Consider the following 17058-nt stretch of genomic DNA (forward strand, 5'->3'; position numbering starts at 1 on the left):
CCTCCCCCCACCGGCGCTGCGACGATGGACTCCCAGACTTCGAAGTCATCCCAGCCGTCCCAGTCACCTCAGCCACCTCATACGTTCCAGGTCGACCTGCGCGGGTTGGTGGACCTGCTCTCCCATCACCTCTACTCCAGCCCCAAGGTCTATCTGCGGGAGCTGCTGCAGAACGCCGTGGACGCCATCACGGCCCGGCGCGAGGAGCAGCCCGAAGCACCGGCCCGGGTGCGGCTGTACCCGCAGGCCGGTGCCCTGCGGGTGGAGGACACCGGGGTGGGGCTCACCGAGGCGGACGTGCACACCCTGCTCGCCACCATCGGGCGCAGTTCCAAGCGGACCGACCAGATCGCCGATGGGATCCAGGAGGCCCGCTCCGGCTTCCTCGGCCAGTTCGGCATCGGCCTGCTGGCCTGCTTCGTGGTCGCCGAGCGGATCCGGGTGGTCAGCCGCAGCGCCCGTACGCCGGACTCGGCGGTCGTGGAGTGGACGGCGAGCGACGACGGTTCGTACACCGTCCGGACGCTGCCCGACGAGGCGCGGCCCGAACCGGGCACCACCGTGCACCTGGTGGCACGGGCGGGGGCCGGGGAGTGGCTCGCGCCCGAGCGGGTGCTCACGCTGGCACGGGACTTCGGGTCGCTGCTGCCGTACGACGTCCGGGTCGACGACGAGGCGGTCACCGACCTTCCGGCGCCCTGGGACCGGCCGTACCCCTCCCCCGCCAACCGGCGGGTGGCGCTGGCGCGGCACTGTCACGAGCTGTTCGGCTTCACCCCGCTCGACTCGATCGAGCTGAACGTGCCGCTCGCCGGGATCCGCGGAGTGGCGTACGTCCTTCCGTCGGCCGTGAGCCCCGCCCAGCGGGCGACGCATCGCGTGCATCTGAAGGGCATGCTGCTGACCGAGCGGGCCGAACAGCTGCTGCCGGACTGGGCGTTCTTCGTGCGGTGCGTGCTGGACACCGACAGTCTGCGGCCCACGGCCTCGCGCGAGTCGCTGTACGAGGACGAGACGCTGGCGGCCGTACGGGAGGCGCTCGGGACAAGGATTCGGTCCTGGTTGGCAGGGCTCGCGGCCGGGGACCCGGAACGGCTGGCCGCCTTTCTGTCCGTGCACCACCTGGGTGTGAAGTCCCTGGCGCGGCACGACAAGGAGATGCTCCGGACGATGCTGCCGTGGCTGCCCTTCGAGACCACCGACGGGCAGCTGTCGCTGGAGGAGTTCGCGCAGCGGCACCCGGTGGTGCACTTCACGCGGACCGTGGAGGAGTACCGGCAGGTCGCGCCGATCGCGTCCGCGCAGGGCGTCGGGGTGATCAACGGCGGTTACACGTACGACAGCGAGCTGGTCGAGGCGTTGCCTTCGGTGCGGCACGGAACGGTGGTCGCGGAGCTGGACGCCGACACGGTGACCGCGCACCTGGACGCGGTCGACCCGGCCGCGGAGCTGGCCCTGTCCGGCTTCCTGGCGGCCGCGCGGGCGAAACTCGACCCCCTGGGGTGCGATGTGGTGCTGCGGGCCTTCCACCCGCTGTCCGTTCCCGCGCTGCACCTGGACGACCGGGCGGCCCGCCACGAGCAGGCCCGCGCCGAGGCCGAGGAACAGGCCGACGAGCTGTGGGCGGGCATCCTGGGGTCGCTCCGGGGCAGCGCTCCCCGCGCGCGTCTCGTGCTCAACCACCTCAGCCCGCTGATCCGGCGGATCAGTTCGCTCGGCGACCCGGAACTGATCGGCACCGCCACCGAGTCCCTGTACGGGCAGGCGCTGCTCATGGCACAGCGCCCGCTGCGGCCGGCGGACACGGCGCTGCTGAACCGGGCGTTCATCGGTCTGCTGGAATGGGCGACCCACGGGGAGGAAGGCAACTGATGGGCGGGATCACGGACTTCGACTCCCTGCGCCGCGCGATGGCGGAGAACTCCGAACGGCCGGAGGGTCCGGCACGCAACGCGCGCGCGGAGCAGCTGCTCGTGGAGGCCGAGAGGCTGGGCATCCCGCTCGCCGTGATCGAGGCGCTCGGGCACCAGCTGAAGGTCTACAACTACAGCTCCGAGAAGGACAGGATGTTCGTCCCGTTCGCGCGTCTGCTGCGCATGTGGGACGAGCGGCCCGAGGACTTCGACGAGTACGAGGCGCACTCGCTGCACTGGGTCTTCAAGTGGGTGTCGGCCGGCATGCTCGACCAGCCGCATGTGCCGCTCGCCTCGATCGAGAAGTGGCTGGGCGAGATGGAGCACCGCTACCGGCTGGCCGGGCACTCCGAGCGGGCCGTGCGCAGTGCCGAGTTCAGCGTGGCGGCGCACATCGGGGACATCGCGCGCGCGGAGCGGGCGTACGCCGCGTGGCTGGCCGCCGACCGGGACGGCATGGCCGACTGCCCCGCGTGCGAGCTGCACGGGCAGGGCTGGTGGCAGGCCGAGCGGGGGCGGGACGCTCAGGCGCTGCTGCTGTGGCGGCCGGTGCTGGAGGGCGAGTTCACGTGCGCGCACGAGCCGCACACGGTGCTCGCGTCGTCCCTGGTGCCCCTGCTGCGGCTGGGCCGCACGGACGAGGCGCGCGCCAACCATCTGCGGGGTTTCCGGCTGGTGCGGTCCATGGAGAGCATGCGGGGCGCGTATGCGGACCACGTCGAGTTCTGCGCGCTGACCGGGAACGAGGCGCGCGGTCTGGAGCTGCTCGCGGAGCGGCCGGCGTACTTCACGGACACCGGGCAGCCGCGCAGCCTGCTGGACTTCCTGAGCGTGGTGACGCTGCTCATGGAGCGGCTGGACGAGGCGGGCCTTGCCGAGCGCGAGGTGCCCGGACCGGCGGGCCGGAGGTGGACGGCGCGCGAACTCGCCACGCACGCGCGTGCCGAGGCGCTCGCGCTGGCGGCGCGTTTCGACGAGCGCAACGGCAACGCGTACGTCAGTGAGCGGGCACGCGCGCGTATGGCGCAGCGGCCGCTGGTCGAGCGGCTGCCGCTCGGGGTGCGGGCGACGCGCCCGGTCTCTGCGCCTCCGCCGACGGCACCGGCCCCGGTGACCTCGGACGCGCCGGACCTGCCCGCCCTGCTGGCCGAGGCACGCCGGCTCTCGCACACCCTGCAGCCGAACGCCATGGACGCCTGGGCGGCCGTCTCGCGCGCCGCGGAGGGCGTCGAGCTGGACGCCCGCGACCGGGCGGAGATCGCCGACCACGAGGCGATGGACCGGGGCCCGGAGGGCGCCGCACTCTTCGAACGGGCCGCCGAGCTGTACGCGGAGGCCGACGACCTGGGTGAGGCGCTGGCGGCACGCACGCGTGCGGCGTATGTACGCGCGCTGCTGGGCCAGGTGGACGAGGCGCTGGCGGCGGTCGTGGAGCCGTACGACCAGGTCCTGGCGCTGTACGCCGACGACGCCACCGGGGTGCGGCAGACGGCGTCCGTGCTGATGGGACGGGCGCGGGTCCTGATGCGGCGGGTGCAGGAGGCGGGCGAGCCGGCTGAGGAAACGGTTCTCGCCGACGCCGAGAACGCCGTACGTGAACTGCTCGCGCTGGTCGGCGGGTACACCGGGGACGATGTGCGGATCGCCGCGCGGGAGGCCGAGGCGCAGGCCATGCTCGCGGATCTGGCGGTGCGCGGCGGTGACCTGGAGACGGCCGTGGAGCTGTTCGGGCGGGCCACGGCAGGGTTCGTCGGTGCCGGGCTGCCGTGGTTCGCGGTGGAGTACGAGGCGCGGCTGGCGGGGCTGGCGCATCACCTGGGCGACATCTCGGGGGCGGAACGGGCGCTGCGGGCGGCCCTGGAGCACGGCGGGGCGCATTTGGGGGCGGTCGGGCGGGCCCAGCTGCATCTGCAGCTCGCCGAGGTGCTGGGCGGCCGTGGACTGTCGGTGGAGGCCGCGGAGCACGCGCTGGAGGCGGCGCACTGGGCGGACGAGGCGGGCGAGGGGCCGACGCTCGGCGCCTGGGCGCGGCAGCAGCTCGGCGGGTTCCTGCTGCGGCAGGAGCGGTGGGCCGAGGCTGCGGAGGTGCTGGAGTCGGCGCTGCCCGACCTGAGCGCCGAGACGCACGGGGACGGCGCGGTGGTCCAGACCCAGTGGTGGCTCGGTGACTGTCTGAGCGAACTCGGCGAGCACCGCGAGGCGGCCGAACGGCGGCTGCAGGCCGCGGAGATCGCCAAGGAGTGGCCCGAGCAGCACGACCACGCGACGCTCGCCCACCTCGCCGCCGAGTCGCTCGGCGCGGCCGGGCTGCCCGCCGAGGCGGACCAGACGTACGCGCGCGCGGGCCAGCTGTGGCGCTCGCTGGGCAACGTCCACGGCCTCGTACGCTCCCTGCGCGCCCGCGCCTGGCTCGCGCTGCGCGCGGAGGACGGAGCGGGCGCCGCACGGGAGCTGATGGCGGGCGCGGTCCGGGAGTGCGAGACGGCGCTGGGCACCGCCGGGGGCGACGAGGAGGCCCGGCAGCGGCTCGTCGCTGAACTCGGGCACACCCACCGCCAGTTCGGCGACCTGCTCGCCCGCTCCGCCACGGAGGACGCCGACGACGACTCGATCCGGGCGGCACTCGAAGACGCCCTGTCCGAGGTCACCGAGGCGATCGCGGTGTTCACCTCCCTCGGCGACGACGCCCTGCACAGCCGCACCGGTGCCGAACTCGCCGCAGGCTGGCTGGAAGCCGACCTCGCCCGCCCCTCCCGAGCAGCAACCCACGCCCGTACGGTCCTCGCCGCATACGACGGCGCAGACCCCGAGGACGAAACGGCCCAGAGCCGACAGGCGGAGGCGGAACAGATGCTGCAGGTGGTGGAGGAACAGACAGCGGACTGAGACCGCGAGGCGAGGCCGCCCTAAGCCGGAGGCTCCCGGTGGCCAAGCCTGGGTCCGGGTCGGCCAAGCCTGGGGTCCCGGTCGGCCAAGCCGGGGTCCGGGTCGGCCAAGCCCGGGATCCGGGTCGGCCCAAGCCCGAGATCCGGGTCGGCCAAGCCCGGGAACCGGGTCGGCCAAGCCGGGGGTCCCGGTCGGCCAAGCCCGGGAACCGGGTCGGCCAAGCCGGGGGTCCGGGGGCTGAGGCAGGCCGGAAGCTCCGGGCCGACTGCAGCCGGCAACCCCGCTCGGCTGGGGCCGGGGCGCCGCGGGCGGTCCGGTGCCGGGAGGCTCGCGGCCCGTCCAGGCGCGGACCGGACGGGCCGCAAAGGCAAGGACACCGACACCGGTAGCGGTCAGCCGCCCCGAACCGGCCCAGGCCGGGAACGTCTGACCCCAGATGGCAGAAGCCCTCGGGGGCCGCGGGGGCCCTGAGCGCAAGGGCCATGGGACGCCAAGGACCCCGGCCGCTGAAGCGAGGAACCCCACGGCCCGGCCAAGACAGGAAGCTCAGATGCAGGAACTCCGACCCCTGTAACGCTCAGCAGCCCCCGAACCGACGCGTCCCAACAGTGGTGGGCTGCGAAGACCAGAAGCCCTCTGAGCCCGCTGAAGCCCGAGAGGAAGGGGCACAGACGCCAGGAAACCCCGACCGCTGAGGCCGGAAGCCCCCACGGCCGGTCCGGTGCCGGGAGGCTCGCGGCCCGTCCAGGCGCGGACCGGACGGGCCGCAAAGGCAGGGACACCGACACCGGTAGCGTCAGCCGCCCCGAACCGGCCCAGGCCCGAACGTCGAACCGCGAAGGCCAGGAGCCCCGCAACCGGCCCGAGGGGGGACTCGCGGCCCGCCGAGGCCTGAGCGGACAGCCCGCACAGGCTCCGTCCCTGGTAGTGGTCAGCAGGCCCCGGAGGCCGCGGTAACCGTGAGCGGGACGGCCGCAGGCGAAAGGTCCTCCCGGCCGCTGAGGCCAGAGTCCGCCGTCCGTCCGAGGTTCTCCCGTCGGCTCGGGGGAAAGGCGGACGGGCCGTCGGGACCGCTGGCGGTGGGGCTATTCGACGCCGATCAGGAGCAGGGCTCCCTGGCGGCCGCCGTGGTACACCACCGTGTCCACGGCGAGGTACGACTCGCGGACGCGGGTCTGCAGGCGGTCCGCGACGGAGTCGGGGGCCTCGTCGCCCAGGACCAGGGTGACCAGTTCGCCGCCGGCCTGGAGCATGCGGTCAAGGACGGTTTCGGCGGTGAGGGTGACGTCGGAGCCGATCACGGCCACGTCGCCGTCGATGAGGCCGAGGACGTCCCCGGCCTGGCAGATTCCGGCCATGGTCCAGGACTGGCGCTCGGCGACGGCGACCTCGGCGTAGCGGGTCGCGCCGGCCGCCGAGGTCATCGACACGACGTCCTCGTCGAAGCGGCGCTCCGGTTCGTGCACGGCGAGCGCGGCGATCCCCTGGACCGCGGAGCGGGTCGGGATCAGGGCCACCCGGATGCCCTCGCTCCGGGCCTGCTCGGCCGCCGCGGCGGCGGTGTGGCGCAGGTCGGCGTCGTTGGGCAGCAGCACGACCTCGCGCGCGTGGGCGCGCCGTACGGCGTCGACGAGCTCACCGCTCGCAGGCGGCTCCCCGGGGCGCGCGAGCACGGTGGTCGCGCCCGCCTCGGTGTACAGCCCGGCCAGGCCCTCGCCCGGCACGACGGCCACGACCGCCCGCTGCACCTGCTCCCTGGGCGGCCGCTGCCCACCGGTGGTGTGCACGTCGCCGACGCCGAAGTGGGTGATCCGGATCCGGTACGGCCGCCCCGCCTCGACCCCCGCCTCCACGGCGGCTCCCGCGTCGTCCACGTGCACGTGCACGTTCCACAGCCCGTCACCGCCGACCACGACCAGCGAGTCCCCGAGGGTGTCGAGCCGCGCCCGCAGCCGGTCCACGGCCGCGTCCTCGGCCTCCAGGAGATAGATCACCTCAAAGGCGGGTCCGCCCTCCTCCCCAGCGGGTGCGCAGTCCTCGGGCACGGGGGTGCTCTCCACCACGGCCGCAGCGGTCTGCACGCGCGCATGGCCGCCGATAGGCGAGACGGCCGCCGGCGCCTCCCCCGTGAACGTCTCCGCCAGCGCCGCGAGCACCGCCACCAGCCCGCGTCCGCCGGCGTCGACCACGCCCGCGCGGCCCAGGACGGCCAGCTGCCCGGGGGTCGCGGCCAGCGCTGCGCGCGCTCCCTCGTATGCGGCCCGCGCGACCGCCCCGCAGTCGCCCTCGGCTCCCATGGCCGCGTCGGCGGCCGCGGAAGCCACCGACAGAACCGTGCCCTCGACCGGATGCGCGACGGCCCGGCGGGCGGAGTCGGCGGCGTGCCGCAGGGCGAGCCGGAGGCCGGAGCCGTCGGTGTGAGGCGTCTCACCCTCGGCGGCCAGCACCTGCGCCATACCGCGCAGCAGCTGCGCGAGGATCGTCCCGGAGTTCCCCTGGGCGCCTATCAGCGCCCCGTGCGCCATCGCGCGCGCGGCCTCGGCCAGCGAAGGCTTCCCGGCGGCCTCGGCGCCCACCTCATGGGCGGCGAAGACGGCCTCCACCGCCCCGACGGCGGACTCCACGGTCAGATACAGGTTGGTGCCGGTGTCCCCGTCGGCCACGGGGTAGACGTTGATCGCGTCGATCTCCTCGCGCGCACGGCCGAGCGCCTCCAGCGCGAGGCCGCACCAGGTGCGCACCGCGAGAGCATCGAAGAATGTCTGCGGCACCTGCGCCACCTGCGCCTCCTCAGGATCCGGACTGGACGCAGCGTAGACCCGGAGCGGGTGACCACCGGAAGAGGGCCGGGAGCGGAGCCCTGATCAGCCATGGTAGTTTCGTTGTACTGGCGCAGTCGTTGTATGCTGCTCCGGTTGCCCGATCCACATCGGGCTCTCCCCCTGGCACCGCCACTCAGATCTCTGATCCTGCGATCTCGATCCCGGCATGCCGGGACTCAACCGTAAGTGCATCTGAAGTCTTTGGAGTGACCCGTGGCTGCCAACTGCGACGTCTGCGGCAAGGGGCCGGGCTTCGGCAACAACATCTCGCACTCGCACCGCCGTACGTCCCGTCGCTGGAACCCGAACATCCAGCGCGTCCGTACCGTGGTCGGCGGGACGCCGAAGCGCGTGAACGCTTGCACCTCGTGCATCAAGGCCGGCAAGGTCTCGCGCTGACGCACAGCTAAGCGCGCGGCCACTGCTGGTTCGCTGCACTGAGCCGGTCCACCTCGGTGGACCGGCTTTTTGCTGTACCTGACAAGCCGGAAGGGCGGCGGCCGGCATCAGGCCGAGGGAGTACCCGCTCGGAGGGCCCACCCGTGGTCCACGGGCCCGATGCCGCCGCCGAGCGCGAAGCCGGCCGCGATCGCCCCGGTGACGTACTCCTTGGCCGCCGCCACCGCCTGGGGCACGGACTGCCCCTTCGCGAGCTGCGACGCGATCGCCGACGCGAGGGTGCAGCCCGTGCCGTGCGTGTGCCGGTTGTCGTGCCGGGGAGCGCGCAGCCAGTGCTCCTCGGAGCCGTCGGTGAGCAGATCGACAGCCTCGCCGGGCAGATGACCGCCCTTGATGAGGACCCAGCGCGGCCCGTACGACAGCACGGCAGCAGCCGCCTCGCGCAGATCCGACTCCGACCCGACGTGCACCCCGGCGAGTTGCGCCACCTCGTCGAGGTTCGGCGTAGCGACGGTCGCCGCGGGCAGCAGCTTCGTCCGTACGGACTCCAGCGCGGAGGCCGCCAGCAGCGAGTCCCCGTGCTTCGAGACACCGACCGGGTCGACGACCGCGGGGGCATCGGTCGCGGCGATCAACTCGGCCACCGCCTCGACGAGTTCCGCCGAGGCCAGCATCCCGGTCTTGACCGCCTGTACGCCGATGTCCTCGACCACGCTCCGGTACTGGGCCCGCACGGCCTCCACCGGCAGCTCCCAAGCCCCCTGCACGCCAAGGGAGTTCTGCGCGGTGACCGCCGTGACGACACTCATGCCGTGCACGCCGAGCGCGAGCATCGTCTTCAAGTCGGCCTGGATCCCGGCCCCGCCGCCGGAGTCGGAGCCCGCGACCGTCAGCACCCTGGGCGGGGCGCTCATGACTCGATGTCCCCGAAGTGGTCCCAGCCGCCCTTGCTGGTCCACGGCGCCCCGTCCACCGTCACCTGGGGCAGCGCCGAGGGGTTGAGGACCTCGCCGATCACCTTCCAGCGGGCCGGCAGTTTCACGTCCGCCGGGAAGGTCGCCACGATCGCGTGGTCCTCTCCCCCGGTCAGCACCCACTGCATGGGGTCGACGCCGACGGCCTGCCCGATGTCGTTCATCTGGGAGGGGATGTCGATCGCGCCGGAACGGATGTCGATACGGACCTTGCTGGCCTCGGCGATGTGCCCGAGGTCGGCGATCAGCCCGTCGCTGACGTCGCACATCGCGGTCGCGCCGAGCCCCGCGGCCGCCGGGCCAGCGTGGTACGGCGGCTCGGGGCGCCGGTGCGCCTCCACGAACGCGCGCGGCGAACGGAAGCCCCGCGAGAGCACCGCGTAACCGGCGGCGGACCAGCCGAGCCAGCCGGTCACCGCGACCAGGTCGCCGGGCTGGGCGCCGCCCCGGGTGATCGGCTCCTGGTTGCGCAGATCGCCGAGCGCGGTGATCGACACCACGATCGTGTCGCCCCGTACGACATCCCCGCCGACCACGGACGCGCCCGCGACCTGGCACTCGTCACGGATGCCGTCCATCAGCTCGCTGGGCCAGGTCACCGGGAGTTCGGCGGGCACCACCAGGCCGAGCAGCAGCGCGGTCGGTACGGCACCCATGGCGGCGATGTCCGCGAGGTTCTGCGCAGCGGCCTTACGCCCGACGTCGTAGGCGGTGGACCAGTCACGGCGGAAGTGCCGTCCCTCCAGGAGGATGTCGGTGCTGGCCACGACCCGGCGGTCGGGTGCGGCCACCACCGCGGCGTCGTCGCCGGGGCCGACCCGGACCGCCGGGGTGGTGGTGAGACGGGAGGTGAGCTCCCTGATGAGCCCGAACTCCCCGAGCTCACCAACAGTGCCCTTCATTGCCCTTGCTCCCCTTCTGTCCCTGGCCGTGCCCGGTCGCGCGTCATCAGTGTCCTCGATACGGTCGAGGTGACCGTCAACCTTTGCCGTGCCTGCACCCCGGCGCGCAAGCCCCGGCCTGCGCAGGTCTCCCCGCGGCGAGCGGCGACGCGATACCGTGGCGTTCCTTTTCCCCACATGATCCTCGTGGCCGCCCTGGAGGTTCCGTGGTACAGGCGTACATCCTGATCCAGACGGAGGTCGGCAAGGCGTCGACCGTCGCCGAGACGATCAGCAAGATCCCTGGAGTCATCCAGGCCGAGGACGTGACAGGACCTTATGACGTGATCGTGCGGGCCCAGGCCGACACCGTGGACGACCTCGGCCGCATGGTGGTCGCGAAGGTCCAGCAGGTGGACGGCATCACCCGCACCCTGACCTGCCCGGTCGTCCATCTGTAGCCCCCGTCTACCCTTGGCCGGTGAAGTCTTTCCGTCGCCGGCGCCCCGTTCCTGCCGGGCTGCCCGTCCTCGTCCTGCTGATCGCCGCCGCGGGCTGCTCATCAGCAGACGACAGCGCGTCGGCGGCGGTTCCCTCGCCGGAGGCGAAGGTCGCTGCGCTGTGCCGGAGCCTGGACAAAGTGCTGCCGGCCAAGGTCGACGGTCTCAGTCGCCGGGATCCCGAGCCCGCGTCCGCGCTGACCGCGGGCTGGGGGAACCCGGCGATCATACTGCGCTGCGGTGTTCCGCGGCCCGCGGAGATGAGTGATCCCGAGGCCGACGGGGTCGAGGTGAACGGGGTGGGGTGGCTGCTGCAGAAGCAGAACGACGGGTCGTTCCGCTTCACCAGCACCCTGCGCAAGGCTTATGTCGAGGTGAGCATCCCCGCGAAGCGCACCGGCGATGGCATGGCGCCGTTGGTTGATCTGGCGCCTGCCATCAAGAAGGCGGTGCCGGCGGGTGTTGCCGACTAATCGCCGTGGGTGGATGGGTTGTGCGTCGGCTGCGGGCCGTCAGTGGCTTGTCGCGCCCACGCGGCGGTAGCCGCATATCGATACAGCCCCGCGCCCCTTCGGGGCGCTCAGCGCAGGCCCGTTGACCTGCGCAGGGCCGCCTGGATCAGTCTGTCGACCAGCTCGGGGTAGTTGATGCCGCTGGCCTGCCACATCTGGGGGTACATCGAGATCGGGGTCATGCCGGGCATGGTGTTGATCTCGTTGATCACGAACTCGCCGTCCTCGGTGAGGAAGAAGTCCGCACGGACCAGGCCCTCGCAGGACGCGGCCTCGAAGGCGTCCACCGCGAGCCGCTGCACCTCGGCGGTCTCCTCGGGCGTCAGTGGCGCCGGCACGATACCCGGGGTCGAGTCGATGTACTTCGCCTCGAAGTCGTAGTACGCGTGCGCGTCCGGCGGGGGGATCTCGGAGGGCACGCTCGCCCGCGGACCGTCCGCGAACTCCAGCACCCCGCACTCGATCTCACGGCCGCGCAGCGCGGCCTCCACGAGGATCTTCGGGTCGTGCCGCTGGGCCTCCGCGATCGCGTCGCCGAGGTCCGCGATGTCGTCGACCTTGGTGATGCCGATCGACGAGCCCGCGCGCGCGGGCTTCACGAACAGCGGCCAGCCGTGCTCGCCGGCGAAGTCGACGATCTTCTTGCGGGCGGCCGACTCGTCCTGCTCCCACTCACGGGGCCGGATCACCACGTAGGGGCCGACCTTGAGCCCGAAGGAGGTGAACACCCGCTTCATGTACTCCTTGTCCTGGCCGACGGCCGAGGCGAGCACACCCGAACCCACGTACGGGACGCCGGAGAGCTCCAGCAGGCCCTGCAGGGTGCCGTCCTCGCCGTACGGGCCGTGCAGGACGGGGAAGACGACGTCGACCTCGCCGAGCGCCTTGGGCACCGATCCGGGCTCGCTGAGGACGACTTCGCGGTTGCCGGGGTCCAGGGGGAGCACCACTCCGCCCTCGCCCGACTCGGCGACGTCCTCCACCTCGGGGGTACGGCGGTCGGTGATCGCCATGCGTTCGGGCTCGTCGGCGGTGAGGGCCCAGCGGCCGTCCCGGGTGATGCCGATCGGCAGGACGTCGTACTTGGTCCGGTCGATGGCCTTGAGGACGGCGCCGGCGGTGACCACGGAGATCCCGTGTTCGGAGCTGCGCCCGCCGAACACGACGGCCACGCGCGGCTTGCGAGGCGGCTGCTCAGGGCTCTGGGGGAGGTTCTCGGTGCTCATATCGCGTTGAGCGTACCCGTTGGTAGAGCCCCGATACAGCGTCGACTCAGCAGGTTCGCTCAGCGTCGCTCGGGCTTCGCGCTGCGCGACATCAGCTCCTTGAGGGCGACCACCGGAGGCTTGCCCTCGTGCACGATGTCCACGACGGTCTCGGTGATGGGCATCTCCACGCCGTGCCGGCGGGCCAGATCCGCCACGGACTCACAGGACTTGACGCCCTCGGCGGTCTGCTTGGTGACCGCGATGGTCTCCTGCAGGGTCATGCCCTTGCCGAGGTTGGTGCCGAAGGTGTGGTTGCGCGACAGCGGCGAGGAGCAGGTCGCCACCAGGTCGCCCAGGCCCGCGAGTCCGGAGAAGGTCAGCGGGTCGGCGCCGAGCGCGATGCCGAGCCGGGTGGTCTCGGCGAGGCCGCGCGTGATGAGCGAGCCCTTGGCGTTGTCGCCGAGGCCCATGCCGTCCGCGATGCCGACGGCGAGCCCGATCACGTTCTTGACGGCACCGCCGAGTTCGCAGCCGACCACGTCCGTGTTGGTGTACGGCCGGAAGTACGGCGTGTGGCAGGCGGCCTGGAGCCGCTGGGCGACCGCCTCGTCGGTGCAGGCGACGACGGCGGCGGCCGGCATCCGGGCGGCGATCTCCCGCGCGAGGTTGGGCCCGGTGACGACGGCGATCCGGTCGGCGCCCACCTTGGCGACGTCCTCGATCACCTCGCTCATCCGCATGGCGGAACCGAGTTCGACGCCCTTCATGAGGGAGACGAGGGTGGTGTCGGGCGCGAGCAGCGGAGCCCACTCGGCGAGGTTGCCGCGCAGTGTCTGCGAGGGGATCGCGAGGACGGTGAAGTCGGCGCCGCGGGCGGCCTCGGCGGCGTCCGCCGTCGCCCGCACGTTGTCCGGGAGTTCGACACCGGGGAGGTAGTCGGGGTTGGTCCGCGTGGAGTTGACCGCGTCCGCGAGTTCGGCCCGCCGGCCCCACAGAGTGACCTCGCACCCTGCGTCGGCGAGCACCATGGCGAACGCGGTGCCCCACGAACCGGTGCCGAAGACGGCCGCCTTGACGGGCTTGCTCACGTACCCTGCCCCTCTGCCTGCTCGGCCCTCTCCTGGACCAGCTTCTGCTCGTGCGTCCTGCGCCGCTGCTCGATCCGCTCCCGGCGCGGGTCGTACGGCGTCTCGGGCGCCTTCTCGCCGCGGATCTCCTCCAGCTGGCGGGTGATGGCGGCCATGATGACCTCGGTCGCCTCCTTCAGGAGGTCCGGGGTCATCTCCTTGTCGTAGAAGCGCGAGAGATCGACGGGCGGTCCCGCGAGCACATGGTGGGTCTTGCGCGGGCGGAGGTTCGGCTTCTTGGCGTACGGCGGCAGCAACTCGTTCGCGCCCCACTGAGCGACGGGAATCACCGGGCACTTGGTGGTCAGGGCGACGCGCGCGGCGCCCGTCTTGCCGGTCATGGGCCACTGGTTCGGATCCCGGGTGATGGTGCCCTCGGGGTAGAACGCGACGCACTCGCCGCGCTCCACGGCGTCGATCGCGGCGCGGAATGCGCTCAGCGCGTCCGTGGTCTCGCGGTAGACGGGGATCTGTCCGGTGCCGCGCATCGCGGCGCCGACGAATCCCTTCTTGAAAAGGCCGCTCTTCGCCAGGAATCGCGGAACCCGTCCGGTGTTGTACTGATAGTGCGCATACGCGAAGGGGTCCACATGGGAATTGTGGTTCACCGCGGTGATAAATCCGCCCTCGGCCGGAATGTGCTCCATTCCGCGCCAGTCCCGCTTGATCAGAACCACCAGTGGCGGTTTGCAGAGCACCGCTGCGAAGCGGTACCAGAAGCCGATTCTGCGGCGGGGCACGCGGACACCTTCCTCTAGGGCCTTGGGGGGCCGCACAAGTGTCGCCCCAGGCCGCCGGTCTGTCGAGAACACCGTACGCCCCGACGACGCGACCGCCAGATGGTCCAGGTGACGGCTGAGTGACAATGGCCGCGACAAGAGAGGGACGGAACGCCGGTGCTGTGGACCTTGGTCATACCCCTGAAACCCCTGACGCGCGCCAAGAGCAGGCTCTCGGACACCGCTGCCGACGGGCTGCGCCCCGGCCTCGCCCTCGCCTTCGCCCAGGACACCGTCGCGGCGGCGCTGGCCTGCCCTGCGGTCGACGGTGTGGCGGTCGTCACGGACGACACCCTGGCCGGTCGCGAGCTCGCCGCGCTGGGCGCCCGGATCGTTCCCGACGAGCCCCGGGGCGGCCTCAACGCGGCCCTGACGCACGGCGTGACCGCCGTGCGCGCCGCGCGGCCCGGCGCCCCCGTTGCAGCCCTGAACGCCGATCTCCCGGCGCTGCGGCCCCTGGAATTGTCCCGCGTGCTGGACGCTGCCACGGAATTCCCCCGCGCTTTCCTCGCCGACGCGGCCGCAATCGGCACGACGCTGCTGGCCGCGGCCGCCGGCCAGGAATTGCTCCCGGCATTCGGCCCGGATTCCCGCGCCCGGCACCGGGCGTCCGGGGCCGCGGAGCTCGCGCTCGGGGACGTGGATTCCGTACGCCAGGACGTGGACACGGGCGACGACTTGCGCGCGGCGCTGGCGCTGGGGGTGGGGCGGTACACGGCAGCGGTCTCGGCGGGATTGCTGATCCCGGGGACCTGAGGTGCCGGTGGGGGGTTGGGCGCTGCTCGCTGAGAGGTGCCGCCTGCGCCCACCCGTGCCGCCCTGAGCGGCACGACTGCCCGCAGGCCGGGCTGGGCGGAGCCGAACCCCCGAAGGGCACTACGCTGGCCGTCATGCAAGCCACCGCATACACGTACGACGCCGAGACAAGAACCGGCAGCGTGCTGCTGGACGACGGCACCCCGGTGCCCTTCGACGCACCGGCGTTCGACGCGGGCGGCCTGCGGCTGCTGCGCCCCGGGCAACGGGTGCGCATCGAGACGGAGGGCGGCAAGGACGGCCTGCGGATCACACTGGTGACACTCCAGACCCTCTGACCCCCCGAAAAACACATCAAACACGCCGCGGGCCGGACTCCGACACGGAGTCCGGCCCGGCGCGTGAGTGCCCCTGTGCCCGTACCTCTTACCTCTTGCGGGCCGTGGCCGTCTTGGCGGTGGTGGTCTTGCGGGCCGTCGACTTCTTGGCGGGGGCCTTCTTGGCCGTCGCCTTCTTCGCCGGGGCCTTCTTGGCGGTCGCCGTCTTGGCGGTGCTCTTCTTCGCCGCGGTGGTCTTGGCGGCGCCCGTCGTCTTCTTGGCCGCCGTCGTCTTCGCGGTCGTCTTCTTCGCGGCGGGCGTCGTCTTCTTCGCCGTCGTCTTCTTCGCCGTGGTCTTCTTGGCGGTGGCCGCCTTGGTGGTCTTCTTCGCGGCCGCCTTCTTCACGGTCGCCGAGGCGCCACCGGTCAGGCTGCCCTTGGGCGCCTTCTTGACGGCGACCTCGCCGCCGCGCGGGAGCTTCTTCGAGCCGCTCACCAGGTCCTTGAAGCCCTGGCCCGCGCGGAAGCGCGGAACGGAGGTCTTCTTGACCCGGACCCGCTCACCGGTCTGCGGGTTGCGGGCGTAGCGGGCCGGACGGTCGACCTTCTCGAACGAGCCGAAGCCGGTGACCGAGACCCGGTCCCCGGCGACGGTCGCGCGGACGATGGCGTCCAGGACCGCGTCGACAGCCTCGGCGGCCTGCTGTCGGCCGCCCAGCTTGTCGGCAATCGCTTCTACGAGCTGCGCCTTGTTCACGTCTTCCCCTTCGGAGACATTGCCCGAACGAAAGTGTTCAAGCTTTTTCGCACGTTAGGCAGATATATACCGCAAATCAAACACGAAACGGGCTAATCACCCGTGCGCCGCAACGAACTCGGCTGTCTCGAACGCGTTCAGCGGCCCTCTTCGGGGAATCGACCCTCGTCGAGGTCCATGGTGAACGCCTCCAGACGCCTTGCCGCGTCGGCGAGATCGTGCTTGGCCGCGGCCGTAATGACCAGCAGCTTCCGGGTCAGCGCCATCCGTACGCCCTCCGGGACTTGCAGTGCGCGCACCCTTGAGTGCGCTTCCTTCAGTTGGTCCGCGACCGCCGCATAGAGCTCGAGTTGGCCGTCGTGTTCCATGCACAGATTGTGCCATCTGGGGCGAGTTGTCGCCTGCGGGGGTCGCAACTGATGCCTCAAACGGCCTTCCGGGCTTCAGCGGAAGTCGCGTCTTCACAACTCGGCTACCCCGGCAACAACCGTCGTAACGTGGGAAGTTGGGAACTGCCCTGAGCGCGCCCCAGGCCGCTCGGGCCCAGACACGGCTGTACCCCCGATCGGGCTGATCGGGGGTACAAGGGGAGTGTTCGGGTGGCTGAAACCCGACCTGCTCAGGGGCTCGGGATCAGACCTTGAGCGTCCGCGGCTTGTACGACGGGCGCTTGGCCTCGTACGCGGCGATGTCGGCCTCGTTCTGGAGGGTGATGGAGATGTCGTCCAGCCCGTTCAGCAGCCGCCAGCGGGAGTTCTCGTCCAGCTCGAAGGAGGCGGTGATGCCCTCGGCGCGCACCTCACGCGCCTCGAGGTCCACAGTGACCTCAGCAGTGGGGTCCTTCTCCGTGAGCTCCCACAGCGCGTCCACGATCTTCTGCTCCAGAACGACCGTGAGCAGGCCGTTCTTCAGCGAGTTGCCGCGGAAGATGTCGGCGAAGCGGGAGGAGATCACGGCCTTGAAGCCGTAGTTCTGCAGCGCCCACACCGCGTGCTCACGGGAGGAGCCGGTGCCGAAGTCGGGGCCGGCGACCAGGACCGTGGCGCCCTGCCGCTCGGGGCGGTTGAGGACGAAGGTCTCGTCCTTGCGCCAGGCCTCGAAGAGCCCGTCCTCGAAACCGTCCCGCGTGACCTTCTTGAGCCAGTGAGCAGGGATGATCTGGTCGGTGTCGACATTGGAGCGGCGCAGCGGGACGGCCCGGCCGGTGTGCGTGGTGAATGCTTCCAT

16 protein-coding genes are annotated in these 17058 nt (G+C 71.9%); 7 read left to right on the top strand and 9 right to left on the bottom strand.

Features of this window, described 5'->3' with window-relative positions; genetic code table 11:
- Window positions 1–24: 24 nt before the first annotated feature.
- Both ACIBW9_RS30900 and ACIBW9_RS30905 read left to right on the top strand, forming a co-directional pair.
- Complete coding sequence (locus tag ACIBW9_RS30900; RefSeq protein ID WP_398960325.1) at window positions 25–1872, top strand: HSP90 family protein; 1848 nt, start codon at window positions 25–27, stop codon at window positions 1870–1872.
- A complete protein-coding gene (locus ACIBW9_RS30905; RefSeq protein WP_398960326.1) occupies window positions 1872–4799 on the top strand; it encodes a tetratricopeptide repeat protein in 2928 nt (975 codons plus the stop codon). Before ACIBW9_RS30900 ends, ACIBW9_RS30905 begins: the two co-directional genes overlap by 1 nt.
- A 1085-nt stretch (window positions 4800–5884) precedes the next feature.
- Here the strand turns inward: ACIBW9_RS30905 and ACIBW9_RS30910 are convergent.
- A complete protein-coding gene (locus ACIBW9_RS30910) occupies window positions 5885–7579 on the bottom strand; it encodes a DAK2 domain-containing protein (protein WP_398960327.1) in 1695 nt (564 codons plus the stop codon).
- A 255-nt stretch (window positions 7580–7834) separates the two neighbouring features.
- Here ACIBW9_RS30910 and rpmB point away from each other — a divergent pair, with 255 nt between their 5' ends.
- Window positions 7835–8020 (top strand): 50S ribosomal protein L28, encoded by a 186-nt coding sequence (gene rpmB / locus ACIBW9_RS30915; RefSeq protein ID WP_003993230.1) that lies wholly within the window; start codon window positions 7835–7837, stop codon window positions 8018–8020.
- A gap of 107 nt (window positions 8021–8127) precedes the next feature.
- Here the strand turns inward: rpmB and thiD are convergent, their stop codons facing one another.
- Both thiD and ACIBW9_RS30925 read right to left on the bottom strand, forming a co-directional pair.
- Window positions 8128–8934, bottom strand: coding sequence for a bifunctional hydroxymethylpyrimidine kinase/phosphomethylpyrimidine kinase (gene thiD / locus ACIBW9_RS30920; protein WP_398960328.1), 807 nt, complete (start codon window positions 8932–8934; stop codon window positions 8128–8130).
- Window positions 8931–9896: a thiamine-phosphate kinase gene (locus ACIBW9_RS30925; RefSeq protein ID WP_398960329.1), complete on the bottom strand. Its 966-nt coding sequence runs from the start codon at window positions 9894–9896 to the stop codon at window positions 8931–8933. Before ACIBW9_RS30925 ends, thiD begins: the two co-directional genes overlap by 4 nt.
- 206 nt (window positions 9897–10102) lie before the next feature.
- Here ACIBW9_RS30925 and ACIBW9_RS30930 point away from each other — a divergent pair, with 206 nt between their 5' ends.
- Both ACIBW9_RS30930 and ACIBW9_RS30935 read left to right on the top strand, forming a co-directional pair.
- Window positions 10103–10336, top strand: a complete 234-nt coding sequence (locus tag ACIBW9_RS30930) for an Lrp/AsnC family transcriptional regulator (protein WP_003997603.1) — start codon at window positions 10103–10105, stop codon at window positions 10334–10336.
- A gap of 20 nt (window positions 10337–10356) precedes the next feature.
- Window positions 10357–10848 carry a DUF3515 domain-containing protein gene (locus tag ACIBW9_RS30935; RefSeq protein ID WP_398960330.1) on the top strand — a complete coding sequence of 164 codons (492 nt, stop codon included), beginning with the start codon at window positions 10357–10359 and terminating at the stop codon, window positions 10846–10848.
- Window positions 10849–10955: 107 nt separating this feature from the next.
- Here the strand turns inward: ACIBW9_RS30935 and ACIBW9_RS30940 are convergent, their stop codons facing one another.
- The 3 genes from ACIBW9_RS30940 to ACIBW9_RS30950 are packed head-to-tail and all read right to left on the bottom strand — an operon-like array spanning window position 10956 to window position 13962.
- Window positions 10956–12113, bottom strand: a complete 1158-nt coding sequence (locus ACIBW9_RS30940) for a D-alanine--D-alanine ligase family protein (RefSeq protein WP_398960331.1) — start codon at window positions 12111–12113, stop codon at window positions 10956–10958.
- A 59-nt stretch (window positions 12114–12172) separates the two neighbouring features.
- Window positions 12173–13183 (bottom strand): NAD(P)H-dependent glycerol-3-phosphate dehydrogenase, encoded by a 1011-nt coding sequence (locus ACIBW9_RS30945; protein ID WP_266960831.1) that lies wholly within the window; start codon window positions 13181–13183, stop codon window positions 12173–12175.
- Window positions 13180–13962 (bottom strand): lysophospholipid acyltransferase family protein, encoded by a 783-nt coding sequence (locus ACIBW9_RS30950; protein WP_398960332.1) that lies wholly within the window; start codon window positions 13960–13962, stop codon window positions 13180–13182. Before ACIBW9_RS30950 ends, ACIBW9_RS30945 begins: the two co-directional genes overlap by 4 nt.
- Window positions 13963–14118: 156 nt before the next feature.
- On the opposite strand from ACIBW9_RS30950, the gene cofC reads away from it, so the two are divergent.
- A complete protein-coding gene (gene cofC / locus ACIBW9_RS30955) occupies window positions 14119–14757 on the top strand; it encodes a 2-phospho-L-lactate guanylyltransferase (protein WP_398960333.1) in 639 nt (212 codons plus the stop codon).
- Window positions 14758–14891: 134 nt separating this feature from the next.
- Window positions 14892–15095 (top strand): hypothetical protein, encoded by a 204-nt coding sequence (locus tag ACIBW9_RS30960; RefSeq protein WP_344404878.1) that lies wholly within the window; start codon window positions 14892–14894, stop codon window positions 15093–15095.
- 88 nt (window positions 15096–15183) lie between these two features.
- On the opposite strand, the gene ACIBW9_RS30965 is transcribed toward ACIBW9_RS30960, so the two are convergent.
- The 3 genes from ACIBW9_RS30965 to leuD all read right to left on the bottom strand — a co-directional run bounded on the left by ACIBW9_RS30965 (window position 15184) and on the right by leuD (window position 17058).
- Window positions 15184–15831, bottom strand: coding sequence for an HU family DNA-binding protein (locus tag ACIBW9_RS30965; protein ID WP_398960334.1), 648 nt, complete (start codon window positions 15829–15831; stop codon window positions 15184–15186).
- A gap of 137 nt (window positions 15832–15968) precedes the next feature.
- The gene (locus ACIBW9_RS30970) at window positions 15969–16199 is read right to left on the bottom strand and encodes a hypothetical protein (RefSeq protein WP_398960335.1); all 231 of its coding nucleotides are present in this window, start codon (window positions 16197–16199) and stop codon (window positions 15969–15971) included.
- Between the two features lie 265 nt (window positions 16200–16464).
- Complete coding sequence (gene leuD / locus ACIBW9_RS30975; RefSeq protein WP_398960336.1) at window positions 16465–17058, bottom strand: 3-isopropylmalate dehydratase small subunit; 594 nt, start codon at window positions 17056–17058, stop codon at window positions 16465–16467.

It is taken from the genome of Streptomyces sp. NPDC049541 (assembly GCF_044465725.1).
GTDB lineage: Bacteria > Actinomycetota > Actinomycetes > Streptomycetales > Streptomycetaceae > Streptomyces.